General features: G+C 31.1%; 22 protein-coding genes and 1 tRNA gene. 14 read left to right on the forward strand and 9 right to left on the reverse strand.

Going from position 1 to position 24056, the window contains the following annotated elements; all coding sequences use genetic code 11:
* Positions 1-9 precede the first annotated feature (9 nt).
* Both ACQYZ7_RS00615 and ACQYZ7_RS00620 read left to right on the forward strand, forming a co-directional pair.
* Positions 10-945, forward strand: coding sequence for a PorP/SprF family type IX secretion system membrane protein (locus tag ACQYZ7_RS00615; protein ID WP_430727887.1), 936 nt, complete (start codon positions 10-12; stop codon positions 943-945).
* A gap of 12 nt (positions 946-957) precedes the next feature.
* The gene (locus ACQYZ7_RS00620) at positions 958-2907 is read left to right on the forward strand and encodes an OmpA family protein (RefSeq protein WP_430727888.1); all 1950 of its coding nucleotides are present in this window, start codon (positions 958-960) and stop codon (positions 2905-2907) included.
* Positions 2908-2996: 89 nt separating this feature from the next.
* Here the strand turns inward: ACQYZ7_RS00620 and cls are convergent, their stop codons facing one another.
* Both cls and ACQYZ7_RS00630 read right to left on the reverse strand, forming a co-directional pair.
* The gene (gene cls / locus ACQYZ7_RS00625; protein ID WP_430727889.1) at positions 2997-4439 is read right to left on the reverse strand and encodes a cardiolipin synthase; all 1443 of its coding nucleotides are present in this window, start codon (positions 4437-4439) and stop codon (positions 2997-2999) included.
* A gap of 147 nt (positions 4440-4586) precedes the next feature.
* Positions 4587-4668 (reverse strand) — tRNA-Leu (locus tag ACQYZ7_RS00630).
* Positions 4669-4769: 101 nt separating this feature from the next.
* Between ACQYZ7_RS00630 and ACQYZ7_RS00635 the strand changes: the two genes are divergently transcribed.
* The 6 genes from ACQYZ7_RS00635 to ACQYZ7_RS00660 all read left to right on the forward strand — a co-directional run bounded on the left by ACQYZ7_RS00635 (position 4770) and on the right by ACQYZ7_RS00660 (position 13209).
* The gene (locus tag ACQYZ7_RS00635; RefSeq protein ID WP_430727890.1) at positions 4770-6158 is read left to right on the forward strand and encodes a dipeptidase; all 1389 of its coding nucleotides are present in this window, start codon (positions 4770-4772) and stop codon (positions 6156-6158) included.
* A gap of 134 nt (positions 6159-6292) precedes the next feature.
* Entirely contained in the window at positions 6293-6661 is a 369-nt protein-coding gene (locus ACQYZ7_RS00640) for a BlaI/MecI/CopY family transcriptional regulator (protein ID WP_430727891.1), read from the forward strand.
* Entirely contained in the window at positions 6661-8028 is a 1368-nt protein-coding gene (locus ACQYZ7_RS00645) for a M56 family metallopeptidase (RefSeq protein WP_430727892.1), read from the forward strand. The genes ACQYZ7_RS00640 and ACQYZ7_RS00645 overlap by 1 nt, the downstream gene beginning before the upstream one ends.
* An 80-nt stretch (positions 8029-8108) precedes the next feature.
* Positions 8109-9209, forward strand: coding sequence for a DUF4407 domain-containing protein (locus tag ACQYZ7_RS00650; protein ID WP_430727893.1), 1101 nt, complete (start codon positions 8109-8111; stop codon positions 9207-9209).
* 65 nt (positions 9210-9274) lie between these two features.
* Entirely contained in the window at positions 9275-11191 is a 1917-nt protein-coding gene (locus ACQYZ7_RS00655; RefSeq protein ID WP_430727894.1) for a DUF3857 domain-containing protein, read from the forward strand.
* Between the two features lie 5 nt (positions 11192-11196).
* Positions 11197-13209 (forward strand): DUF3857 domain-containing protein, encoded by a 2013-nt coding sequence (locus tag ACQYZ7_RS00660; protein ID WP_430727895.1) that lies wholly within the window; start codon positions 11197-11199, stop codon positions 13207-13209.
* Positions 13210-13270: 61 nt separating this feature from the next.
* On the opposite strand, the gene ACQYZ7_RS00665 is transcribed toward ACQYZ7_RS00660, so the two are convergent.
* Positions 13271-13729 (reverse strand): Lrp/AsnC family transcriptional regulator, encoded by a 459-nt coding sequence (locus tag ACQYZ7_RS00665; protein ID WP_430727896.1) that lies wholly within the window; start codon positions 13727-13729, stop codon positions 13271-13273.
* Between the two features lie 165 nt (positions 13730-13894).
* Between ACQYZ7_RS00665 and ACQYZ7_RS00670 the strand changes: the two genes are divergently transcribed.
* The 3 genes from ACQYZ7_RS00670 to ACQYZ7_RS00680 all read left to right on the forward strand — a co-directional run bounded on the left by ACQYZ7_RS00670 (position 13895) and on the right by ACQYZ7_RS00680 (position 17262).
* Positions 13895-15094: an aminotransferase class I/II-fold pyridoxal phosphate-dependent enzyme gene (locus tag ACQYZ7_RS00670; RefSeq protein WP_430727897.1), complete on the forward strand. Its 1200-nt coding sequence runs from the start codon at positions 13895-13897 to the stop codon at positions 15092-15094.
* 183 nt (positions 15095-15277) lie between these two features.
* A complete protein-coding gene (nhaC, locus tag ACQYZ7_RS00675) occupies positions 15278-16762 on the forward strand; it encodes a Na+/H+ antiporter NhaC (protein ID WP_430727898.1) in 1485 nt (494 codons plus the stop codon).
* A gap of 41 nt (positions 16763-16803) precedes the next feature.
* A complete protein-coding gene (locus ACQYZ7_RS00680) occupies positions 16804-17262 on the forward strand; it encodes a GNAT family N-acetyltransferase (RefSeq protein ID WP_430727899.1) in 459 nt (152 codons plus the stop codon).
* Here the strand turns inward: ACQYZ7_RS00680 and ACQYZ7_RS00685 are convergent.
* Together ACQYZ7_RS00685 and ACQYZ7_RS00690 are read right to left on the reverse strand one after the other, a co-directional pair.
* Positions 17239-17475: a hypothetical protein gene (locus ACQYZ7_RS00685; protein WP_430727900.1), complete on the reverse strand. Its 237-nt coding sequence runs from the start codon at positions 17473-17475 to the stop codon at positions 17239-17241. The two genes, ACQYZ7_RS00680 and ACQYZ7_RS00685, sit on opposite strands and share 24 nt — an antisense overlap.
* Before the next feature lies 1 nt (position 17476).
* Entirely contained in the window at positions 17477-19435 is a 1959-nt protein-coding gene (locus ACQYZ7_RS00690) for a putative porin (protein WP_430727901.1), read from the reverse strand.
* A gap of 70 nt (positions 19436-19505) precedes the next feature.
* On the opposite strand from ACQYZ7_RS00690, the gene ACQYZ7_RS00695 reads away from it, so the two are divergent.
* Both ACQYZ7_RS00695 and ACQYZ7_RS00700 read left to right on the forward strand, forming a co-directional pair.
* The gene (locus tag ACQYZ7_RS00695) at positions 19506-20105 is read left to right on the forward strand and encodes a ribonuclease HII (protein WP_430727902.1); all 600 of its coding nucleotides are present in this window, start codon (positions 19506-19508) and stop codon (positions 20103-20105) included.
* Positions 20106-20138: 33 nt separating this feature from the next.
* Positions 20139-21194, forward strand: coding sequence for a nucleoid-associated protein (locus tag ACQYZ7_RS00700; protein ID WP_430727903.1), 1056 nt, complete (start codon positions 20139-20141; stop codon positions 21192-21194).
* Positions 21195-21266: 72 nt separating this feature from the next.
* Here ACQYZ7_RS00700 and ACQYZ7_RS00705 read toward each other — a convergent pair whose 3' ends face one another.
* Positions 21267-21857: a PhnA domain-containing protein gene (locus tag ACQYZ7_RS00705; protein WP_430727904.1), complete on the reverse strand. Its 591-nt coding sequence runs from the start codon at positions 21855-21857 to the stop codon at positions 21267-21269.
* Positions 21858-21908: 51 nt separating this feature from the next.
* Between ACQYZ7_RS00705 and ACQYZ7_RS00710 the strand changes: the two genes are divergently transcribed.
* Entirely contained in the window at positions 21909-22412 is a 504-nt protein-coding gene (locus tag ACQYZ7_RS00710; RefSeq protein ID WP_430727905.1) for a GNAT family N-acetyltransferase, read from the forward strand.
* Here ACQYZ7_RS00710 and rimM read toward each other — a convergent pair.
* From rimM to ACQYZ7_RS00725, 3 genes are all read right to left on the reverse strand, one after another.
* Positions 22409-22936, reverse strand: coding sequence for a ribosome maturation factor RimM (rimM, locus tag ACQYZ7_RS00715; RefSeq protein WP_430728859.1), 528 nt, complete (start codon positions 22934-22936; stop codon positions 22409-22411). The two genes, ACQYZ7_RS00710 and rimM, sit on opposite strands and share 4 nt — an antisense overlap.
* A 17-nt stretch (positions 22937-22953) precedes the next feature.
* Positions 22954-23457 carry a 30S ribosomal protein S16 gene (locus tag ACQYZ7_RS00720; protein ID WP_115901862.1) on the reverse strand — a complete coding sequence of 168 codons (504 nt, stop codon included), beginning with the start codon at positions 23455-23457 and terminating at the stop codon, positions 22954-22956.
* A gap of 171 nt (positions 23458-23628) precedes the next feature.
* A complete protein-coding gene (locus tag ACQYZ7_RS00725; protein ID WP_028891302.1) occupies positions 23629-23820 on the reverse strand; it encodes a cold-shock protein in 192 nt (63 codons plus the stop codon).
* Between the last annotated feature and the right edge of the window lie 236 nt (positions 23821-24056).

Here is a 24056-nt window from a genome sequence, read left to right on the forward strand (position 1 = left end):
CAAAACCTAATGAAACATTATTCTTTATTAATACTAATAATTATTAGTGCAAATGTGTGTTTTTCTCAACAAGACCCACAGTATACACAATACATGTATAATACTCAAGTTGTAAACCCTGGCTATATTGGCTCAAAAAATACTCTTGGTTTAGGATTGCTATATAGAACACAATGGGCTGGATTTGAAGGAGCCCCAAACACTGGTACTTTCACCTTTAATACTCCTTTAGGTACACTCAAACGAAATGCAATAGGACTCTCTATTATTAATGATAAAATAGGTCCTTCAAACGAAACAGGCATTACGATAGATTATGCATACTCTTTATTGTTATCAGGAAACTCGAGAATATCCTTTGGAATTAAAGGTGGTTTAAGCATACTTGATGTAGACTACTCTAAACTAAATATATATGATGATAATGATTGGCAGTTTGCAGAAAATATTGATAAAAAAGTACAACCTCAAATAGGTGCAGGTATTTACTATAACAACGACAGGCTCTATCTTGGACTATCCGTACCTAATTTCTTCAACTCTAAACATTATAATTCAGATAGTACCAATAATAGTGATGAAGATGCTATAGCTATAGAACGTTTGCATTACTTCTTAATAGCTGGTTATGTTTTTGATATTAGCGAACATCTAAAATTCAAGCCTGCAACTATGTTTAAGTGGGTTAACGGATCTCCTTTACAGGCTGATTTATCTGCAAACTTCCTGTTCAATAATAAATTTACTCTCGGGGCCTCTTATCGATGGGACGCTGCAATTAGCGCCATGGCAGGATTTCAAATAACTAATCAGTTATTCTTAGGAATGGGATATGATTTTCAAACTACAGATATCGAAGACCACAGCAATGGTTCTTATGAGTTCTTTCTAAGGTTTGACATCTTTAATTATCCTGAACGTATACTAACACCAAGATTCTTTTAAACTCTTAATATCATGAAAAAGCATTATTTAATATTCTATTTTTTATTTGTCTTAATAAATACTTCTGTTTTTGCACAAATCGCACAAGTTGAAAAGGCAAACACCAAGTACAGCACGTATGATTTTATAGACGCTCGAAAAATCTATTTAAAAGTCGTTGAAAAGAATTATGGATCAGCTGAAATTTATAGAAAGCTGGGAAATACATACTATTTTAACAGCAATTATTCAAGCGCCGCAAAATGGTATTATAACTTAATAGATAGGTTTCCAAATGAGGCGCTCACAATCGATTATTTTAGAGCTGCTCAATGCTTAAAAAGCATCAATCAACCTGAAGAAGCTGAAAAACTCATGGAGATTTACAGGTTTAAAGGAGGGAAAATTATCTCTTTAGATTCCTGCAAAAATGTTGCTGATACTTTATTCAAAAAAGGAATACAAGACAAACTTTTTGAAATAGAAAAAATTCCTGTTAATACAGAATATTCAGATTTTGGTCCAGCTTTTTATGGTGATAATATTGTTTTTGCCTCAAGTAGAAAAAATCCAACTTTATCAAAAGAACAATCTACTGATCTTGCTGGATGGGACAATCAACCTTTCTTAAATTTATATCAAGTTCCTATAGATAAGAATATGAATTTTGGACAAGTAAAATCTTTTAACGGAAACGTTAATTCACCCTATCATGAATCTACTGCTGTTTTTACAAAAGACGGAAACACCATGTATTTTACCAGAAATAATTATTTAAACGGTAAAAAGAAAAGAGACAGAGATCATGTAGTTAGACTCAAAATATACAAAGCTACCAGAAATGGAAATACTTGGGAAAACATACAAGAACTTCCTTTTAATAATGACAATTACTCTGTTGGACATCCAACTCTTAGTCCTGAAGAAGACAAACTCTACTTTTCTTCTGACATGCCTGGTAGTTTAGGAATGTCTGATATTTGGTATGTAAAAATCTTAGGAGAAGACATTTATACAAGACCTGTTAATCTTGGTGACAAGATTAATACTGCTGAAAGAGAAACTTTTCCGTTTGTGAGTGACGAGAACAACCTCTATTTTTCAAGTGATGGACATACTGGTATGGGAGGCTTAGATATTTTTGTAACAAAATTAGAAAAAAACTCACATGGTGAAGTTTCTACTTTTGGAAAACCTATAAACAGCCCAAAAGACGATTTTGGTTTCATTATAAAAGAAGATAGAATAGGTTATTTCACATCTAATCGTGATGGTAAAGAAGGAAGTAAAAGCGACGATATTTATCAAATATGGGAGCGTTGTGAAATTACAATTCAAGGACCAGTAATGGATAAAAATACTGGCGAATTAATTCCAAATGCAGAAGTTACTTTAATAGACAGTAACAATAATGAAGTGAAAACAGTTACTGTAGGTAATGATGCTACTTTCTCTTTCTTATTAGATTGCCAAGAACAATATACTCTAAGAGCAAAAAAAGAAAAATACCATCCAAAAGAAAAAGTTATAGAAACTCCTAACAATCCTAAAACTATAAAAATGCCAATTAAGCTAAACATGCCTTTAGCTTTAGAACTGTCTGACCCTTGTCCTCCAAACGATTTAGGATGTAGATTAACGTTACAACCTATTTACTTTGACTATGATAAGTCTAACATTCGTCCAGATGCAGAAATTGAATTAGCTAAAATTCTAGCCGCATTAAAAGAATACCCTACTTTAAAAATTCATATTGAATCGCATACTGACTCTAGAGGTAATGATTTATACAATTCAAAATTATCTGAAAATAGAGCACAGGCTACATTAGACTGGTTTCTTAAAAAAGGAATCGATATAACAAGGCTAACAGCCAAAGGATACGGGGAGTCAGAACTCATTAACAAATGCACCAACAAAACTACGTGTACTGAAGACGAACATCAACTTAATCGTAGGTCTATGTTTATAATTAAAGAATAACCTAAGAAAGCTCTTTTTGTAGAATATGTATAACGATAAGGCTTCTCTAAAATTGAGAAGTTTTATCGTTATTTTTTCATTCAACTTAACTATAAAATAGGCGCTAACAATCGAGCCACTCTTTCTGTAAAACGTATTAAAACAGGTCGACTATTCCACTGACTTAACTCTATTTTTTTGCTGTGTTTTAAATCTTCTAAAAAGGCTTTTTTCAACTCAACAGCAAACTCTTTATCATAAATCAACGCATTAATTTCAAAATTTAATTCAAAACTACGTTCATCTAAATTTGCTGTTCCAACCGAACAAACTAACTCGTCAAACACCATTGTTTTTGCATGTACAAATCCTTTTTTATACCTGTATACCTCCACTCCTATCTCTAAAACCTCTTTATAAAAAGAATTTGACACTCCATTAACTAGTTTTGAATCTGAGATACTTGGTACTAGTAGTTTTATAGTAACTCCACTTAAACTAGCTATTTTAAGAGCATCTAAAAAAGAAGCTCTAGGTACAAAATATGGAGTAGTAATTAATATTTCTTTTTTTGACAACAGTATTGCTTGAATAAGGGCATACATAATATCTGGATGATCAGAATCAGGTCCGCTAGAAATTACCTGCACTAATTGCTTATGCTCACTAGTTTTTTCTTGGTTCCCTACAGGAAAAAGCTCTTCTTCAACAATAACATTTTGATCCGCACAAAAATTCCAATCTGCTAAAAAAACACGCTGTAAGTTTAAAACAGCAAGTCCTTCAATTTTAATATGTGTATCTCTCCAATAGCAATTAAATTTATTTGGGTTGATATACCTTTCAGAAACATTAACTCCTCCCACAAAACCAACTTCTCCATCAATTACAATAATCTTTCTATGGTTTCGATAATTAATTCTATTGGCTAACAATAACCATTTAATCTTGTAAAAAGGATATGCCTCTACTCCACTATCAATTAAAGATTTTACAAACGACTTGCGAATATCCTTACTTCCAAAATCATCGTAAATAAAACGCACTTTAACCCCTTGTTTAGCTTTTTCTTTTAAAACCTCTCCTATTTCTTGCCCAATAGTATCGTTTTGATAAATATAATACTCAATATGTATATGGTTTTTAGCCGCTTTTAAAGCTTCGATAACCTCTGGAAATTTACGTTCTCCATTCAAGAGTAAACTAACCTTATTGCTATTTGTTAATACATTTTCTTTATGTATAAACTTAGTTAAGTTGTAAAAGTGACCTAAATTATTTTTAGAAGTTGACAGTGTTTTTTCGGTGTAGTTCTTTAGTTGTTCTTTAAGTTCAAAGAAAATATTTTTATCTACTTCTAGCTTTTTATTGTATAACTTATAAGTTCTATGATTTATCCCAACCGTTAAATAAATAATAATGCCTCCTACAGGAAACAGAATAAGTAAAAATAAATAAGCTATTGCCTTAGGTGGCGTTGAGGTGTTAACAATAATAACAGCAATCGTAGCAATTATGACTATGTATAGAATTATAAGTAGTGTTGTTATCACAATATAAATATCATTTTCTGCTAAAGATATTTAAAATATTAGCACCTTATACTAAATCAGTAAAAACTAGATAATACTCTTAAAAACCTCAACCATAAAAATCAAAAAAACCTTAACTCTTTACGAATTAAGGTTTTGTTTTTTTAGTACGGGCGGAGAGACTCGAACTCTCACACCTCACGGCACTAGATCCTAAGTCTAGCGTGTCTACCAATTCCACCACGCCCGCGTACTTTTGAAATTGTGGATGCAAATATAAACAATACTTGCAAACTACAAAGAAGAAGTATACTATTTTTCTTATTTTTGATGCTAATTAATATACAACACATGCAAAACGTAAAAGATTACATAGCTCAACATAAAGATCGTTTTATTAATGAGCTTATCGATTTATTAAAAATTCCGTCAGTAAGTGCTGATCCAGCATACAATCAAGATGTATTAAATACTGCTGATACTGTTAAAGAAAGTTTAGAAAAAGCTGGATGTGATAAAGTAGAGATTTGTGAAACTCCTGGATATCCTATCGTATATGGAGAAAAAATAATAGACCCAAACTTACCTACCGTATTAGTTTATGGTCATTACGATGTACAACCTGCTGACCCTATCGATTTATGGACTTCTCCTCCTTTCGAACCAGTTATTAAAAAAACAGATATACACCCTGAAGGAGCTATTTTTGCTCGTGGTGCTTGTGATGACAAAGGTCAAATGTATATGCATGTAAAAGCATTAGAGTACATGACACATACAGGAAACTTACCTTGTAACGTGAAGTTTATGATTGAAGGTGAAGAAGAAGTTGGTTCTGAAAGCTTAGCGTGGTTTGTTCCTAGAAACAAAGAAAAACTAGCGAACGATGTAATTTTAATTTCTGATACAGGAATGATTGCTAACGACATACCTTCTATCACTACTGGTTTACGTGGATTAAGTTATGTGGAAGTTGAAGTAAAGGGACCGAACAGAGATTTACACTCAGGTTTATATGGTGGTGCTGTTGCAAATCCAATCAATATTTTAACACAAATGATTGCTTCTTTACATGATGAAAACAATCATATTACCATCCCTGGATTTTATGATAAAGTAGAAGAGTTATCTCGTGAAGAGCGTGATGAAATGGCAAAAGCTCCATTCTCATTAGAAGACTATAAAGCTGCTTTAGATATTAATGATGTTCACGGAGAAGCTGGTTATACTACTAACGAACGTAACTCTATCCGTCCTACTTTAGATGTAAACGGAATTTGGGGAGGATATACTGGAGAGGGGGCTAAAACAGTTATTGCTTCTAAAGCGTATGCAAAAATATCAATGCGTTTGGTACCAGGGCAAGAATGGAAAGAAATTACTGAATTGTTCAAAAAGCATTTTGAAAGCATTGCTCCAAAATCAGTTAAGGTAGAAGTAAAACCACATCATGGAGGGCAAGGATATGTAACTCCGATTGATAATATTGGATACCAAGCTGCAAGTAAAGCCTACCAAGAAACCTTTGGAGTTACTCCAATTCCACAACGTAGTGGAGGAAGTATTCCTATCGTTGCTTTATTTGAACAAGAATTAAAAAGTAAAACTATTTTAATGGGATTCGGCTTAAATTCTGATGCAATTCACTCACCAAACGAGCATTTTGGCGTGTGGAATTACTTAAAAGGAATAGAAACTATTCCGTATTTTTATCAATATTTCACAGAATTATCTAAATAATTCTTCATTATAACAGTACTAAAACAGCCTTGTTTTCTGCACAAGGCTATTTTTTTTGCGTTATTTTTTAACTCTACACTTGTAGAATTGAAAATTATTTCTACATTTGTAGAGCTAATTCTAATTATGTAGAGATGCAATTATCTAAAACCGAAGAACAAGTAATGCAGTATTTATGGAAATTGAAAAAAGCTTTTATGAAAGATATATTAGCTGAATTTCCTGAACCTAAGCCGGCAACTACTACTGTGGCTACGTTATTAAAAAGAATGAAAGACAAAGGTTTTGTAAATTATAAACTATACGGAAAATCGAGAGAGTATTTTCCTATAGTGAAGAAATCAGATTATTTCTCAAAGCACGTAAACGGATTGATTAAAAACTTTTTTAACAATTCTGCGAGTCAATTTGCTTCATTTTTCACTGAAAAAACAGATTTATCAGTTTCAGAATTAGAAGAGTTAAAAAAGGTAATTGATAATCAAATTAAAAAGCAACAATAATGATAACTTATTTAATAAAATCAGGACTTTGTTTAGCATTGCTTCTTACTTTTTATCATTTGATATTGGAGCGAGAAAAAATGCATCAATTCAATCGATTTTATCTGTTGGGAAGTGTTGTGTTTTCATTTTTGGTACCTCTTTATAAAATATATATAGTAACAATTTCAAATACTGTAGGAACAACAGCTTCCTTAATTACAGCTTCAACTATGAATGTAAATACCGTTGAAGAAATTAACTACACACAATATTTATTTGTTGGATATGCAATTGTAGCAATCATTTTATTAATCCGTTTTACAAAAAACTTGCTTGACATCTTTTTAAAAATAAAACGACATCAAAAAATTAAAAAGGGAAAAACTACGCTTGTTTTAGTAGATGATACTATCAGTCCACACACTTTTTGGAATTATATTTTTATTAATAAAGAAGAATACAATTCAAACAAAATAAAAATTGAACTCTATACCCACGAATTAACACATGCTTTGCAAAAGCACACGTTTGATATCTTATTGATTGAACTTTTACAAATTATTTTTTGGATCAATCCAACATTTATATTTCTTAAAAAAGCAATAAAGTTAAATCATGAGTTTTTAGCAGACAATAAAGTGATTACTACACATAAAAACACTACTGAGTATCAATATTTACTATTAAATAGAGCTACTTGGAACAACGAATATTACTTGGCCAGTAATTTGAATTATTTATTAACTAAAAAAAGATTATTAATGATGACAAAACAAAGTTCTCGTACCAAAATATTGCTTAAAAAACTGGCGGTAATACCAGTACTTGTAGGATTTACACTTCTCTTTGCTGAAAGAGTTGAAGCTCAGAAAAAAGACGCTAGTAAAACACCTGTATCTATACAAGTAAAAAATAGTGGACAAAAGTTAAAAGGAGACTCTTCTAAAGAAACATTAGTGGTTTATACTTATGAAGATGGAAGTATAATACAAAAAAAACACGATGATCTTACCTTAGAAGAAAAGCAGCAACTTCCACCACCTCCTCCACATAACTATAGAATAGTTAAAAAGGGAGAAGCATCAGACATACCACCGCCTCCTACTAGAGTAAGAAAAGGTGATGTTTCACGTATTCCTCCTCCACCTCCTCATATTAGAGTTAAAAAAGGGATGAGAACACCTCCAGAGCCAATCTCTCCTTTGGAATATATCAAAAAACATAAAGACAACAACTCTGAATATTACTACAACGGCAAGAAAATAAGTTACCAAAAAGCTATAAAACTTTTAGAACCTGACAACTCTATAAATTTACATAATTGGAATAAAAATGGTAGAGCTGTTTTTAAACTTTCAGACAAACCGATAACTATAAAAAACTAATTTTGTTAAAAGCCTCTTAAATGAGGCTTTTTTTGTAACAAAACCCTAAATCACTCGTTATTAAACTATAAGCTTATTTTATGTTAAAACGATTTTTCCTTCTTTGTTCTGGAGCTGATTTAGATTTGCTAGAAAAATGTGCTAATGGAGAGCAAAATAAATATGCAGGTATCGGCGCTACTGTTTTCTTTACCGCTTTAATGGCAACTATTGCCTCTGCTTACGCTTTGTACACTGTTTTTGACAATATGTATACTTCTGTTTTCTTCGGAGTCATTTGGGGACTACTCATTTTTAATTTAGATCGATTTATTGTTTCAACCATAAAAAAAAGAGAGTCAAAACGAAAAGAAATTATACAAGTACTTCCTAGATTATTACTTGCCATGATTATCGCTGTGGTAATTTCTAAACCTTTGGAGTTAAAAATTTTTGAAAAGGAAATCAACCAAGTGTTATTGACAGAGAAAAATCAGATGACATTAGATAACAAAACACAAATAGCACAACAGTTTACTCCTGAAATCGAAAAAATAAACACTGACATTACTTCTTTAAAAAATGAAATTGCTACCAAAGAACAAGAAGTAAATACACTTTATGAGACTTATATTGCAGAAGCTGAAGGCAGAAAAGGAACAAAACTTCTTGGTAAAGGTCCTGTTTATAAAGAAAAAAGAGAAAAACATGATGCTGCTCTTCAAGAATTAACTCAATTAAAAGCTAATAATTCCGAAAAGATAAAAGCAAAAGAAGAGGCTATTGCTAGCTTGATAGAAAATCAGAAATTAAAAGAAACACAAACACAACCCATCATTTCTAATTTTGATGGATTAATGGCTCGAGTAAACGCTTTAAACAAATTGCCATGGCTACCTTCTTTCTTTATCTTCCTATTATTTTTAGCTATTGAAACTGCTCCAATTTTTGCCAAACTTATCAGTTCAAAAAGCGAGTACGATTTCAAATTAGAAAACCAAGAGTCTTTAGTTAAAACTTGGATTCAACAACAAGTACATCAACGAGAAGCTATTTTACAAACCGACAAAGACCTTAACAATAAAATATATTCCGATTTAAAAACGGAAGAAGAGTTGTACAACTACAAACAAAAAATGGCTCGTAACCTTATGAAGCTACAAGCAGATTCTTTTTATAAGAATCAACAAGAAACCTTGTAGCATACTTGTAATTTTCACTTTATTATTTTTTTATATTTTTGTTACCAAAAACAAAAAATAATTGCATGAAAATCAATACACTCACTATTTTTTCAATAGTGTTTATGCTATGTAGCAATATCTTTTCTCAAAAGAAGCAAAATCTTTCCTCTATTTCTATTCCAAAGGAACTAAAAGAAAGCGCAAATGCTATAATTAGGCTAAGCAAAACAATAATAGATGTAGAATCTATAGACCACCTTGTTGTTAAACAACAAAGAACAATTACAATTCTTAATAAGTTAGGTAAAAAACACATTGGCGCGTACAAACACTATAACAACGATACCAAGATAACTAAGTTATCAGCTATTATTTATGATGCATTAGGTAATAAGATAAAAAAATATTCTAAAAATGATTTTCAAGATGTTAGTGCAATTGATGGTGGAACACTTTATTCTGACTCTAGAGTTAAATTTTTAGAACACACACCAACTTCATATCCTTACACTGTTGTTTTTGAATCTGAATATAAAAACTCGTCAACAGGGTTTATTCCTAAGTGGTTTCCAGTTGAAAACTACAATTTAGCTATTGAAAAAAGTATTTATATATTAAATAATCCTCAAAATATTCCATTTAGAAAAAGAGAGAAAAACTTCGACGGTTTTTCTATTAAAAACTCTTCTACTGGTAATAATTTAAACTATTCATTAACGAATCGATTAGCTATTAGACCAGAATACTATACCTTAAATTTTGAAGAGCTTGTTCCTAATATGTCTATCTCACTTGATTTATTTAGTCTAAAAGGAATTAAGGGTAATGCTAAAAACTGGAAAGAGTTTGGAAAATGGGTGTATAATGAACTTATTAAAGATAAAAATGAGTTATCACCCACTACAATAGCCAAAGTAAAAGATTTAGTTAAAAATGTGAATGATCCTATAGAAAAAGCAAAGATTATTTATAATTATGTTCAAAACAAAACTAGATACATAAGTGTACAAGTAGACATCGGTGGTTGGGAGCCTATTGCTGCAAACAAAGTAGATGAGGTAGGTTATGGAGATTGTAAAGGATTAACCAATTACACTAAAGCCCTTTTAGATGCTGCTGATGTGAAATCACACTACTCAATTGTTTGGGCTGGTAATGCTAAAAAAAATGTTTCTAAAGATTTTTCCTCTATGCAAGGTAATCATGTTATTCTAAATATTCCAAATAATGGAAATGATATTTGGTTAGAATGTACTAGCCAAACTATCCCTTTTGGTTTTTTAGGAGATTTTACAGATGATAGAAATGTATTGGTGATTACTCCTGAAGGTGGAATAATTAAAAGAACCCCGGCCTACATTAATAAGGATAACTTACAACTAACTAAAGCTGATGTTAAGTTGCTTTCTGACGGAAATATTTCTGCACATTTTGAGAGAAAATCATATGGAACTCAATACAACGACAAGTATCATATTGAAAATTATACTCAAAAAGAGCTTAATAAATATTACAAATCCAATGTTTGGGATTACAATAACAATTTAGAGATTGAAAATATTCAACACATAAATAATAAGAAAAAAGTTGAGTTCACTGAGAACATTGACATTAAAATAGAAAAGTTTGCAACCCTAAGAGATAGTAGTTATTTATTTAAACTTAATATTTTTAACCGAATTACAGGAATACCTAAAAGATATAGAAACAGACAACGTCCTTTAGAGATTGAAAGAGGTTTTACAGATAAAGATGAGTTTATTTTTACCACCCCTAAAGGATATGTAATAACTTACCTTCCTAAAGAAATAAACATCGACAACAAATTTGGAACGTACAAAGTATCTTTTGAAAAAATAGATGATACTACCTTCAAATACAACAGGGAATTTTCTTTAAAAAAAGGAATACACCCTAAAGAAGATTATAAAGCCTATAGAAAATTTAGAAAAATAGTTGTCAAATACGATAATTTAAGAACAGAACTAATCAAACAATAAAAGCTATGAAAAAAATACTATCTATTTTTACGTTAATTATAACGATTCACTTAAATGCCCAAGAAATTAAATTTGGAAAAGTTTCAAAAGAAGAATTAGAAGAAAAATTTTATCCTTTAGACTCAACAGCAGATGCTACTTACTTGTATAAAAGTAAAGATGTTTCATATGAATATACTGGTAGCCAAGGTTGGTATTTAATAACAAAAGTGCATGAAAGAATTAAAATTTACAATAAAAAAGGATTTGATTATGCCAACAAAATCATTAAATTATTTAATAGAGGCGGTAAAGACGAGAAAATAATAAATTTAAAAGCCTATACTTTTTTTATAAACGAAAAGGGTAAAATAGATAAATTAAAGCTTTCTAAAAAAGATATTTTTGATGAGGAAAAAACTGAATACTGGAACCTAAAAAAGATAACTATGCCTGGTATTAAAGAAGGAGTTATTGTAGACCTAACGTATCAAATAAATTCTCCCTATTATTATTATATTGATAAAGTTATAGCTCAAGAAAATATTCCTATCAAGAAGATTGATATCAAAATTAAAATCCCAGAATATTTTATCTTTAAAAACTACCAAAAAGGTCACTACCCCATACATCTTAAGAAATCAAGTAATAATATAACTATAAATTACACTAACAGGTTAAAAGATTGCTTTGGATGCGCTAAAACAAGTAGCTATAACGAAAGTATAAGTTTATTTGAAAAAGTTATTGAAATCGATAGCAAAAATATTCCTGCTTTAAAAGAAACAGAACCCTACTGTGGTAATATAGGTAATTATAGAGCCAGTCTAGAATTTGAACTTTCTGGTACTAAGTTCCCAAATGCTATGTATAAAAACTATTCTAATACTTGGGAAAGTGTTAGCAAAACAATATACAAGTCTGCAAACTTTGGTAATGAATTAGAAAAAAACAATTATTATAAAGGTGATTTAGCTACTATTTTAAGTTCTGCAAACAACAATTATGATAAAATTGCACTTATATTTCAATTTATAAAAACCAAAGTAAATTGGAATGGTAAATATCAAAAGTACACTAACAGTGGGGTTAGAAAAGCTTACAAAGACGGTATAGGTAATTCTGCTGAAATAAACCTAATACTCACTTCTATGCTTAGAAGTGCTGGCTTAGACTCTAATCCAGTTTTAGTTAGTACTAAAAACAACGGAATTCCACTATTTCCTACACTAGATGGGTTTAATTATGTCGTTTCAAAAGTAAATTTCCCTGATGGAAAGTATATTTTATTAGACGCCACAGACAAATATTCCACCCCCAACATACTACCTCTTAGAACTTTGAACTGGTATGGTAGAGAAATTTTAAAGAATGGAGAATCGAAACAGGTTAATCTCACTCCTTCTTCTTTAGCGAACGAAACTAATACCTTATTTGTGAAAATTGATGAGTTCGGTGATATAACTGGGATGTTAAGAAGATCACTTTCTAATCATTCTGCAATGTTTTACCGTCAAAAAAATAATGCAAAAAAAGAAGAGGATATTATTACGTCTATAGAAGAAAAACACAACATTGAAATTAATGACTTTAAAGTTCTCAATGACAAAAACATTACAAAACCCATAACACAAAATATTAAATTTACGGCAGAAGGTTTTATAGAGAATATTAATGACAAAGTGTATTTCTCTCCATTACTTTTCTTAGCTACTAAAGAAAATCCTTTTAAATCTAAAGAAAGAAACTTCCCTATTAATTTTGGTATGCCTTGGCAGGATAATTTTTCGGTTTCTATCTCTATACCTGATGGATACTTTATTGAATCTTACCCTAAAGAATTAGCTATCAGTCTTCCTGAAAATCTAGGAATCTTTAAATATAAAATTATTACAAAAGGTAATAAAATAAGCTTATCAACAATGATTCAATTTAATTCAAGTATTATATCTCCAATTTTTTATCCAACTATCAAGGAATTCTATAAGCAATTGGTAAAAAAACATGCTGAAAAAATTATCTTGGTTAAGAAGCAATAAAACCTCAAGACGTATTTATATTAATAGAAAAATCGAGTAATTAATTACTCGGTTTTTATATTTATAATACTATTGCTATTGAATTCTTTACTTCACCAATTGTAAAAACACTTCGAGTGTTACCAACATGCTTTAACGCAGTAAGCTTATTTACTATAAAATCTCGATAAGCATCCATATCCTTCACATAAACTTTTAAAATATAATCATAATCTCCACTTACGTGGAAGCATTCTGTTACCTCTTCTAACCTATTAACTTCCTTTTCAAAAACTGTTATATGATCTTTATTATGTTTCTCTAGCTGAACATGACAAAAGACTAAAAACGACTTTTCAATTTTGTTCTTATTAACCAAAGCAACATATTGCTTAATAACCTTTTCTTTTTCTAACTTCTTTATGCGCTCATAAACAGCAGTTACAGACAACCCTAACTGTAAAGACAGTTGTTTTGTAGTCTGTTTACTATCTGTTTGAAGTAATCCTAATAACTTCTTATCTATATTATCTAATTTCATCTGAAAAAAAATCTACGTTTATTACACCTTTTCCTACTATTACCAAATAAAAAACCAATTATAGGCGCAAAATTAGCATAATAATCTATAAAATACATTTATTATTGATTTTTAAACAATTAAAACTGAATTTAGTAGTCTACTAATAATTAACCTTAATCAATTATGAAATTTAAACCTGCAAACAACATACAAGACCTACAATATTTTGGAGAATTTGGTGGTGTTAACCCATCTATATCTGACTCTTCAACCTATACTTTTTTATCAGCAAAAACTATGTTTGATACTTTTGAAGGAAATACGGATGGTTGTTATTTATACTCTCGTCACTCATCTCCTTCAAACTTATACCTATCCGAAGCTTTAGCAGCTATGGAAGGAACTGAGACAGCTAATGTTTCTGCGACAGGTATGGGAGCCATTACTCCTACCATCTTACAAATCTGTGAAACTGGAGACCATATTGTTTCAAGCAGAACTATTTATGGGGGAACTTATGCTTTTTTGAAAAACTTTACACCTCGAATGGGTATCCAAACTTCCTTTGTTGATATTACAAAATTAGATGTGGTTAAAGCAGCTATTACTAAAAAAACTAAAATGATTTACTGCGAAACAGTAAGCAACCCATTATTAGAGGTTGCCGATATAAAAGCGCTATCAACCTTAGCTAAAAAACACAATTTACAATTAGTTGTTGATAACACATTTTCTCCACTATCAATTTCACCTGCTCAGTTGGGAGCTGATATTGTTATTCACAGCTTAACAAAGTTTATTAACGGTTCATCAGACACTATGGGAGGAGTTATTTGTGGGACTACAGATTTTATCAATTCTCAAAAAAGTGTGATTGATGGAGCTAGTATGTTATTAGGAGCTTCTATGGATTCCTTGCGTGCATCATCTATCTTAAAAAACATGAGAACCCTACATATTCGAATTAAGCAGCACAGTAAAAATGCTAGTTATTTAGCTGAAAAATTTGAAGCTGACGGGTTAAAAACAGTATATCCTGGGTTAAAATCACATCCTTCTTATAAGGTTTTCAAGTCAATGATAAATAAAGAATATGGTTTTGGTGGAATGTTAACCATTGATGTTGGTTCTTTAGATAAAGCAAATACTTTAATGGAATTAATGCAAGAACGTAATTTAGGATACTTAGCAGTGAGCTTAGGTTTTTATAAAACCCTATTTTCTGCTCCTGGTACTTCTACTTCGTCAGAAATCCCTTTAGATGAACAAAAAGCAATGGGGCTTACTGATGGATTGATTCGTTTTTCTATTGGATTAGACAACGATATAGAACGCACTTATCAAATGATGAATGCTTGCATGAAAGAAGTAGGTATACTTTAGAACACAACTTCTTTAAATTTCAAACAAAGTGAGAAGCTTCAATCTACTTTCCACTTCGTTTGAAATGGTATTTTAGTTTATCAAACACTTCCATTCAATTTTTTCTAAAGAACATTGTAAACTAATTCGATTTGTGTAATTCTTTACAAAGTCGTAACATTACAAGCCGAAAAAATACCACACATGCAAGACGACAAAAACCTATCTGAAATTGAAATAGAAAATCAAAAAATAATTCAAAATAAAGAGTTGAGTATTTGGGAAGCTTTGATTCCTGTCTTTGCTCTGATAGCAATGCTAGCCTACAATGTATACGTATTTGGAGACGATGCTTTAAGTGGTAGTAATCAGTTTATTTTATTATTAGGTGGAGCTGTCGCAGCTATTATAGGTTTTAGAAATAAAGTTTCCTACGAAAGAATGATTGAAGAGGTTGCTGAAAACATAAAATCTACCGCAGGTGCTATTTTAATACTTTTAATGGTAGGTTCTTTAGCTGGAACTTGGCTAATAAGTGGAATTATACCTTCAATGATTTATTATGGTTTACAAATTTTAAACCCTACCATATTTTTAGTAGCATGTTTAATTATTTGTGCTGTAATCTCTATTGCTACTGGTAGTTCTTGGACTACGTCTGCAACTGTTGGTATCGCCTTAATAGGAATTGGTGAAGCATTAGGTATTTCCTTAGGAATGACAGCTGGTGCTGTTTTATCTGGCGCATACTTTGGAGATAAAATGTCACCTATGTCCGACACTACAAACCTAGCTCCCGCTATGGCTGGTACAGATTTATTTACACACATAAGGTACATGGCTTATACTACAGTGCCTACATTTACTGTAACTATCATCTTTTTTATCATCCTTGGATTTACACAAACAACTACTGGTGAAGCTAACACACAGTTAATGCTAAACGATATTGACAAAGCATTTAACATTACTCCATGGCTATTTATAGTTCCTATACTTGTAATCGTCCTTATCATAAAAAAAACACCTCCTTTAATAGCTCTTTTAGCTGGAACCATATTTGGCGGTGCTTTCGCTTTGATTTTTCAACCTCATGTAATTGCTCAAATTTCTGGAGTTGAAAAATTAGATTTTGAATCTGCTTACAAAGGAATAATGCAAGCAATAACCGTAGAAACTTCTGTAGCTACTGATAATGAAGTATTAAAGGATTTATTTACCGCTGGTGGAATGAAAAAGATGCTAGGAACCGTATGGTTAATTTTATTAGCAATGGTTTTTGGTGGGGTTATGGATGCTATCGGAGCCTTAGCTAAAATTAGTAGTTTTATGTTAAGTTTATTTGATTCAGTATTTGGATTGTTTGCCAGTACTGTCGCTACCTGTATTGGTTTAAACTTTACAGCTTCTGATCAATATTTGGCTATAGTTGTACCAGGAAAAATGTATGCGCAAGCGTATAAAGACAAAGGATTAGCTCCTGAAAACTTAAGTAGGACTTTAGAAGATTCTGGTACAGTTACATCTGTTTTAATTCCATGGAATACTTGTGGAGCTTACCACTCAGGAGTATTAGGAGTTCCAGTGATAGATTATGCTTTTTATGCAGTGTTTAATTGGCTAAGCCCATTTACAACATTACTATTTGCTGCTTTTAGAATTAAAATAAAGCAACTAGCTTCAAAATAACAATATTTTTAAAACCTCCCTTTTTGTGAGGCTCTTTTTTTATGATTGTAAAAGCTCAAACACAAGATGCTAATTTATTAACTGAAATTGCTTTAAGTTCTAAAGCACACTGGGGATACTCTAAAGACCAAATAAAAAAGTGGAAGAATGAGTTAACTGTTACCTCTAAAATGTTTAATGATTGGAATGTCTATAAATATGTTATAGATAATAAAATAGCTGGATTTTATATTTTGAATAGAGCTAATATCAGAACTAGCTTTTTAGAATTTTTATTTGTTTCTCCTAATTTTATAAATCAAGGTATTGGTTCTAAACTTTTAGAACACGCTAAAGACTACTGCAGAAGAGGGTCTTGTACCGTATTGAATGTTTTATCAGATCCTAACTCAGAATCATTTTATTTAAAACATGGTTTTAAGGTAATTCATAAACGTGAAAGCAGTATTAAAGGACGTTTTTTACCTGAAATGGAGTTATATTTTCCTGAAAATATGTAAAACAACAGATACTATTAAAAGTACCCAAGGAGCTCCATGTAAGAATACATCAAACCAATCCATAAATTGCATAGCGTATTCCCCTGAAAAAGCATTCCCTCCTGCTATCCATTTTAATTTCCCTATAATATGCGGAGGTCTAAAAGGTGCTAAACCTAAGGTTAAACTTGCTATTAAAAACAACTTCCAGTTTTGTCGTAACTTCTCTTTCATCTTATATAAACCAGTTCCACACCACCCCAAAACGAATTACAAAATCTCTATACGGATAATTCGGTGCTGAAAAATAATTCTTTTTAAGCACAAAAGAACTAATGTTATCTGCTTTAAAGTAAATTCGAGTTCTACGAACCCTTGCGTTAAAAAACAAATCTACCGTTGGATATCCTATTTCTGTATCATTCTGTATGGTGAATTCAGCTAACAACGGATTATATGCGTTCGCTTTATACTCTGAAAAATACTTAAACGTCGCTCCTATTTGCACTAACAATGGTTTTCCTTTAAACCATTCATCAGTATAATAAAGTGTATTACGAGTAACAAATTCTGGAACTCTAAAAACACTATTTCCACTTGCTACTTTTTGGTACATTAAAGTGTTATCTAAAGCAAATTTTCCAAAAGTAAATTCTTTAGACACTTTCCCTTTTAAGTAGTTTACATCTCCTAAAAACTGTTGCGGTTGTCCATCTTTATCAAAATATGTATAATTACTAATGTTGGTAATATCTAACGAAGCATTTCCCCATTTAGAGTCTATAACTCCTCCTAAAGAACGTGTTCCTATTTGAGAAAAATTACTTTCCCAATTGTAATCATCATAACTACTTTGATGCAACAAGAAGTTAAAGTTAGGTGATTTATTACTAATCCCTACTCTTCCTTTTACAGTCAGCACACTATCTTTCTTATAAAAAGCTTCTCCTGAAAAGTTATTCCCTGATAATCGTCCACTTCCTGGTGTAAGACTACCTGAAGCATTCACATGAAAGTTTCCTATTCTCCCATTCCAATCAGCTCCAAAAGAAATAGCATCTCCCTTTAACTTATTTTTTGTTATTCCAACCGTATTATTCTGTAAGTTTTCATATCCGTAGGTGTAGTTCGATAATTCTGTTTTTACACGGAATCTTCCTAATACATATTTTGAGTTAAAATCTACAAAAAACTGGTTGTTGTACAGCAAGTAAATAGTTTTATTATTTATGTTACTTGAAATATTTGCATCACCAAACATATCTGAAGCTGTACCTTGATTAAAACGATAAAACTTAGAATCTCTCGTAAATGAATGCCCCAATTTTAAATTAGAAAAATCTTTTTGACTTACACTATCTTTTGAAGATAATAGTTTAAAAGTATGTTCAAAATACAACCTTTTAGCATCTAAAGTACTTTCAGCAGTATTCAGGTTCACATCCATCCTACCTCTATTTCCACTGAAATTAGGATCATCTGCTAAAAATGCTTCTAAGGAAGTCTCAGTCAACCCTCCGCTTTCCTCATTAAAAAAGTCTTGATTTACAGCATGTCCTCTAATTGCATATTGTCCTTTAGGAGTCTCATAACTAAAACTTACTCTAAAATTACCTGTACTTACCAAAGAGCGCCTATAAGTCCCTAATGATCGGAGCCCTTTATATGCTATTGCTAGGTTAAAACGTTTGGAAAAATTTGTTGTAAAAAGCGCATCTAGTACTTGTCCTTGCTCTAAACCTGTACGGTACATGATTTCTGTTGTAGGCGTGGGTACATGATAATAATTCACATCCTCAATATCAAAATAATTGAACATTTTTGCTCTAAAACCTATATCTGGAAATCGTGAAATATTAGTAAAATTGTATCCTAAGTTATTAAACGTTTGTCCTTGATTATGAAAAGATAGCAATTCAAAATTATCCTTTCTTAAGAAGTTAAACTTATATTCTTTTTGAATTGTTAATGTGGTATCTACTATAGTAGTATCATTCTTGTGTGATATAATTTTATAATCGGTGTACTTAGTTTTTCCACTAAGCTTTACATTTATTTCATTATCTGGTAGTGAATCCATATTTTGATTAAGTCCTCCTCTACCTCCTCCAAAACCACCATCAACTGTTCTCTTTTGGGCAAAAATTACCTGAACACTTATCAAACAAAAAAATACTAAGAAATTTTTCTTCATAGCAACAAAAGTAAAATAATTTAACGACAAAAATCACGATTAATTTCTTTGAAATCTGTTAATTTGTAGCATGTTGCAATTAAATTATAGCGGTTGTAAATTAGAAGTAGGAACTGATGAAGCTGGTAGAGGCTGTTTATCAGGCCCTGTTGTAGCGGCGGCGGTTATCTTACCTGACGATTTTCAACATGGGTTATTAAATGATTCCAAACAGATTTCAGAAAAAAAACGACAAAAACTTCGACCTTACATTGAAGAGCATGCGCTTGCTTTTGGAGTTTCATTTATCCATCAAGAAGAGGTTGACGAACTAAATGTATTACAAGCTTCAATTACAGGAATGCACCGTTCAATAGAACAATTAGCTATTCAACCTGAGTTTATTATTGTTGATGGAAATAAGTTTAGGCCTTTTAAAGAAATACCTCATCAAACTATTGTAAAAGGTGATGCAAAATTTATGAGTATAGCAGCTGCGTCTGTACTTGCAAAAACGTATCGTGATGAATATATGGAGAAAATTCATCAAGAATTCCCTCAATATAACTGGAAAAAAAACAAAGGATATCCAACTAAAGAACACCGCGAAGCTATTCGTCAATTTGGAGCAACTCCTTATCATCGAAAATCATTTAAATTGTTGCCTGAACAATTAAAATTCGAACTTTAATTTTTCTATTTTTGTCTTCCAATTTTTTAGAAGATGATTAAAAGAACTCGTACCGAAATTAATAAGTGTATTATTCACAAAGTAGGTAATAAGTACAATAGTGGACAAAATGCTTTTTCTGAAAGTTTAGTTCGTTTTGATGAAGAAAGCTACGAATTATTACTTCCTTTTTTATTAAAACCTTTCGGCTCTGTTACACAAAGTTATCGTTTTAGTCATCATGCAGATGTTCGACTAAACGAAATAAATAAATACTCTGCTGATATTTTTGAAGATGACAGTAATGAGGTTTTTATTGAACACTCTAAAAACATTGTAAACCACCTATACGAGCAATCAAATTCAGCCAACATTAAAACTGGTGATGTAATTGTCGCTTATTTTGAAGGCATCGAATACAAAGATGTATTGACAGAAGCTGTAGGTGTTTTTAAAATTGAAAGTAAGGTAGACTTCTTTCAAACCTATTTAGACGATGATAGTTTTGATGTAGTAGTTCAAAAAGGAATTTCTACTAAAAAATTAGATAAAGGTTGTTTAATTTTAAACTCTACTGATGCAGAAGGAACTGTTGTTTTATCGGTAGACAATAATCAATACGATGCGCAATATTGGATAAAAAACTTTTTAAGTGTAAAGTATGCTGATGATCGTAATTTGCACACCCAAAACTACCTTGAAATGTGTAAGGAGTTTTCTGAAGAAATTCTAAAACCTGAATTAGGTAAACAAGAACAAAGTACATTTTTAGCCAATACAGTTGATTACTTCAAGGAACACGAAAGTGTAGACTACCACGGATTTAAAGATGAAATTTTTGAAGAAGATAAACATAAAGACATGTTTGAAGACTACAAACAACACTTTGAAAAATTAAATGACGTATTAATACGTAATAACTTCGAAGTCTCTGATGTAGTTTTGAAAAAGGAAAAAAGTAAGTTTAAAACAGAAATTAAATTGGACACTAATATCCAAATTAAAATTGATGTTGATGCTCCTGATGCCTCAGCTGAATATTTGGAGCAAGGCTACGACGAAAACAAAAAAATGAAGTTTTATAAAGTATATTATAATGCTGAGAAATAGTTAACAACAAAGTTTCAAAGTAATATTATTTAACTTTGAAACTTTGTTAACCAATTTCTTTACAACTAAAAACTATTCCTTTTCAGCCATTTTCTTTACATAATCGGTAATAATTACGATTTGAGTAGCTCCTACCTTACCTTCAATATACTTAGCATTTTCAGGGTCTAATGAAATTCTACGTACAGCAGTTCCTTGTTTTGCCACCATACTAGAACCTTTTACTTTTAAATCTTTAATTAATACCACGCTATCACCTGCCTGTAAAATAGCGCCGTTTACATCTCTATGAATTACTTTTTCACTTTCATCTAAATGTTCTCCTGTAGCTTCTGCAAAACGTAATTCTTCATCTTCTAAATACATCATGTCTAACAAATCTTGCGACCATCCGTCTTTTTTAACACGGTGTAACATTCTCCAAGCTACTACTTTTACCGCTCTAAACTCACTCCACATACTATCATTCAAACAACGCCAGTGGTTTGCATCTGTTTTATCAGTATCTTCAATCTGCTCAATACAAGTCGCACAAGCCAACAAACTACCATCAACACCTCCTGTTGAAATTGGTTGTACTTCATAAATTGACAAATCATTTTTTGATGTACATAACTCACATTGATTCCCGCTTCTATCTTGTAATTCTTGTAATAAACTCATTTTATTCTTTTTTTGCTTCGCAAAAGTACATTTTTAATTTATATTTAGGCTATGTTATTAGAAAGCGAACGATTAATTATTAAGGAGGCTCTAGTGAGCGATGCTCCTTTTTACTTTCAACTATTTAATGATCCTGATTGGATTCAGTTTATAGGTGATAAAAATTTAAAGTCTATTGAAGAAACTCGCGTTTACTTAAAAGATATTTTATTTAAGAACATGCAATTAGGCGGATTAGGTTTCTTTACCGTAATCTTAAAAGAAACTAATAGACCTGTTGGAGCTTCAACTGCGCTACAAAGAGATAAATTAAATTTTATTGATATTGGCTATGCTTTTTTACCCGAGGGAAGAGGTAAAGGTTATGCTACAGAGGCTACAAAATTAATTATAGAATACGTTCGCACTAAGTTTAAACAAGAAAAAGTACTGGCCTTGACTATGCCTAAAAATGAAAAATCTCAAAAACTATTAAAAAATCTAGGTTTTGAGTTTATTGGAATGCAACAAGTTTTTGAAAGTGGAGAAGATTGTGTATTTGAGTATGTATTTTAACTCAAATACAAATCAATTAATCCTTCTGGAGTTTCAACTTCTATAGTTTTATTCTCTTTATCTACTTTTTTGATGAAGTCATCAATCATAGGAATGAAAATTTCTTTTCCTTCTCTATCAATTTCAAATAAAGGTTGGGCAGAAGAATCATTAATACTTACAATTTCACCTACTTCTCCAAAAGAAGTATCAACAACTGTAAAACCTATTACTTCATGATAATAAAACTTATCTCCTGAAAGTTTAGGAAGTAAATCTAAAGGCAAATAAACTTCTGAACGCAAAATAGCCTCAGCATCAGCCTCTGTATTTACATCTTCAAACTTTACTCGAAACATTGTTGCCTTACTTAAGCTAGATTTCTCAATAAAAAAAGGAATCAGATTATTGCCTAAATCGACAAAAACTGATTCCAAATTTTCGTAAAGATCGGGTTCATCAGTATCTAACTTAATAATTACCTCGCCCCTAAAACTATGTTTTTTAACGATTTTGCCAAGATAAAAGCAATCTTCTTTTTGCATCATCGTAGTACAGTTTTTTATTCTTCGCTATCAGCACCTGATTCAACAGCAACTTCCTCGCTATCTTCTGCAACAGGAGTTGCAGCAGCTACACGTGCTTCGTTTACAGCTTTCTCAGCTTCTAAAGCTTTTGCTTTTGCATCTGCTTCTGCTTTTGCTAAACCGTCAACTTTACCAGCTACTTTATTTGTTTTTTCTTCTACCCAAGCATTGAATTTAGCTTCTGCTTGCTCTTCAGTTAAAGCTCCTTTTTTTACTCCACCAGCTAAGTGATTCTTTAATAAAGCTCCTTTATAAGATAAAATAGCTTTAGCAGTATCAGTTGGTTGAGCACCATTTTGTAACCACTTTACAGCTCCATCAACATCTAAGTCAATAGTTGCAGGGTTAGTGTTTGGATTGTACGTTCCTATTTTTTCTAAGAAACGACCGTCTCTTTTAGCTCTAGAATCAGCAGCTACTACCCAGTAAAATGGTTTTCCTTTTTTACCGTGTCTTTGTAATCTAATTTTTACAGGCATAATTTTAATTTTTAAGGTACGCGACCTTGGTTATTAATAAATCTTACCATCTCGTGATAAGTGGGCGCAAATTTATAAAATCTTTTTTACTTAAAAGCAAAAAACTAATTTTATTAAAATAAAAAAGAGCCTGTTTAACAGGCTCTTAAGAAAAATAAATTCTGAGATATATTATAATACTCTAACGCTAACTGCGTTTAATCCTTTTTTTCCTTCTTTAAGTTCAAACTCAACAGTATCACCTTCTCTAATCTCATCGATTAAACCTGATACGTGTACAAAATGTTCTGTGTTTGATCCTGACTCTGTAATAAATCCAAAACCTTTAGATTCATTGAAGAACTTTACTGTTCCTTCTTTCATTGTAAAAAATATTATATTAAAGTGCAAATATAAATCTTATTAATTGATTATCAACTACTTTTTTTAAAATTCTTTTAATGTTAACCTACGCTTAACATCGAATTTTGATTACAATCAGCTATTCAATCCTTTAACTCAACAAAAAAACTAGTTAATAACTTCTCAACTTAACAATCTAAATTCTTCGTATTTTTACATTTTGTTTTACCCAAAACACTTCAATAAGTAATTTTTGC

The sequence above is a fragment of the Tenacibaculum sp. SDUM215027 genome (assembly GCF_050566205.1).
Taxonomy (GTDB): Bacteria; Bacteroidota; Bacteroidia; order Flavobacteriales; family Flavobacteriaceae; genus Polaribacter.

Excerpts from the sequence above, each read along its gene's own strand:
- ACQYZ7_RS00615 (WP_430727887.1), top strand. The coding sequence starts at position 10 with ATGAAACATTATTCTTTATTAATACTAATAATTATTAGTGCAAATGTG.
- ACQYZ7_RS00620 (WP_430727888.1), top strand. The coding sequence starts at position 958 with ATGAAAAAGCATTATTTAATATTCTATTTTTTATTTGTCTTAATAAAT.
- ACQYZ7_RS00635 (WP_430727890.1), top strand. The coding sequence starts at position 4,770 with ATGCAAAACGTAAAAGATTACATAGCTCAACATAAAGATCGTTTTATT.
- ACQYZ7_RS00640 (WP_430727891.1), top strand. The coding sequence starts at position 6,293 with ATGCAATTATCTAAAACCGAAGAACAAGTAATGCAGTATTTATGGAAA.
- ACQYZ7_RS00645 (WP_430727892.1), top strand. The coding sequence starts at position 6,661 with ATGATAACTTATTTAATAAAATCAGGACTTTGTTTAGCATTGCTTCTT.
- ACQYZ7_RS00650 (WP_430727893.1), top strand. The coding sequence starts at position 8,109 with ATGTTAAAACGATTTTTCCTTCTTTGTTCTGGAGCTGATTTAGATTTG.
- ACQYZ7_RS00655 (WP_430727894.1), top strand. The coding sequence starts at position 9,275 with ATGAAAATCAATACACTCACTATTTTTTCAATAGTGTTTATGCTATGT.
- ACQYZ7_RS00660 (WP_430727895.1), top strand. The coding sequence starts at position 11,197 with ATGAAAAAAATACTATCTATTTTTACGTTAATTATAACGATTCACTTA.
- ACQYZ7_RS00665 (WP_430727896.1), bottom strand. The coding sequence starts at position 13,729 with ATGAAATTAGATAATATAGATAAGAAGTTATTAGGATTACTTCAAACA.
- ACQYZ7_RS00670 (WP_430727897.1), top strand. The coding sequence starts at position 13,895 with ATGAAATTTAAACCTGCAAACAACATACAAGACCTACAATATTTTGGA.
- nhaC (WP_430727898.1), top strand. The coding sequence starts at position 15,278 with ATGCAAGACGACAAAAACCTATCTGAAATTGAAATAGAAAATCAAAAA.
- ACQYZ7_RS00680 (WP_430727899.1), top strand. The coding sequence starts at position 16,804 with ATGATTGTAAAAGCTCAAACACAAGATGCTAATTTATTAACTGAAATT.
- ACQYZ7_RS00685 (WP_430727900.1), bottom strand. The coding sequence starts at position 17,475 with ATGAAAGAGAAGTTACGACAAAACTGGAAGTTGTTTTTAATAGCAAGT.
- ACQYZ7_RS00690 (WP_430727901.1), bottom strand. The coding sequence starts at position 19,435 with ATGAAGAAAAATTTCTTAGTATTTTTTTGTTTGATAAGTGTTCAGGTA.
- ACQYZ7_RS00695 (WP_430727902.1), top strand. The coding sequence starts at position 19,506 with ATGTTGCAATTAAATTATAGCGGTTGTAAATTAGAAGTAGGAACTGAT.
- ACQYZ7_RS00700 (WP_430727903.1), top strand. The coding sequence starts at position 20,139 with ATGATTAAAAGAACTCGTACCGAAATTAATAAGTGTATTATTCACAAA.
- ACQYZ7_RS00705 (WP_430727904.1), bottom strand. The coding sequence starts at position 21,857 with ATGAGTTTATTACAAGAATTACAAGATAGAAGCGGGAATCAATGTGAG.
- ACQYZ7_RS00710 (WP_430727905.1), top strand. The coding sequence starts at position 21,909 with ATGTTATTAGAAAGCGAACGATTAATTATTAAGGAGGCTCTAGTGAGC.
- rimM (WP_430728859.1), bottom strand. The coding sequence starts at position 22,936 with ATGCAAAAAGAAGATTGCTTTTATCTTGGCAAAATCGTTAAAAAACAT.
- ACQYZ7_RS00720 (WP_115901862.1), bottom strand. The coding sequence starts at position 23,457 with ATGCCTGTAAAAATTAGATTACAAAGACACGGTAAAAAAGGAAAACCA.
- ACQYZ7_RS00725 (WP_028891302.1), bottom strand. The coding sequence starts at position 23,820 with ATGAAAGAAGGAACAGTAAAGTTCTTCAATGAATCTAAAGGTTTTGGA.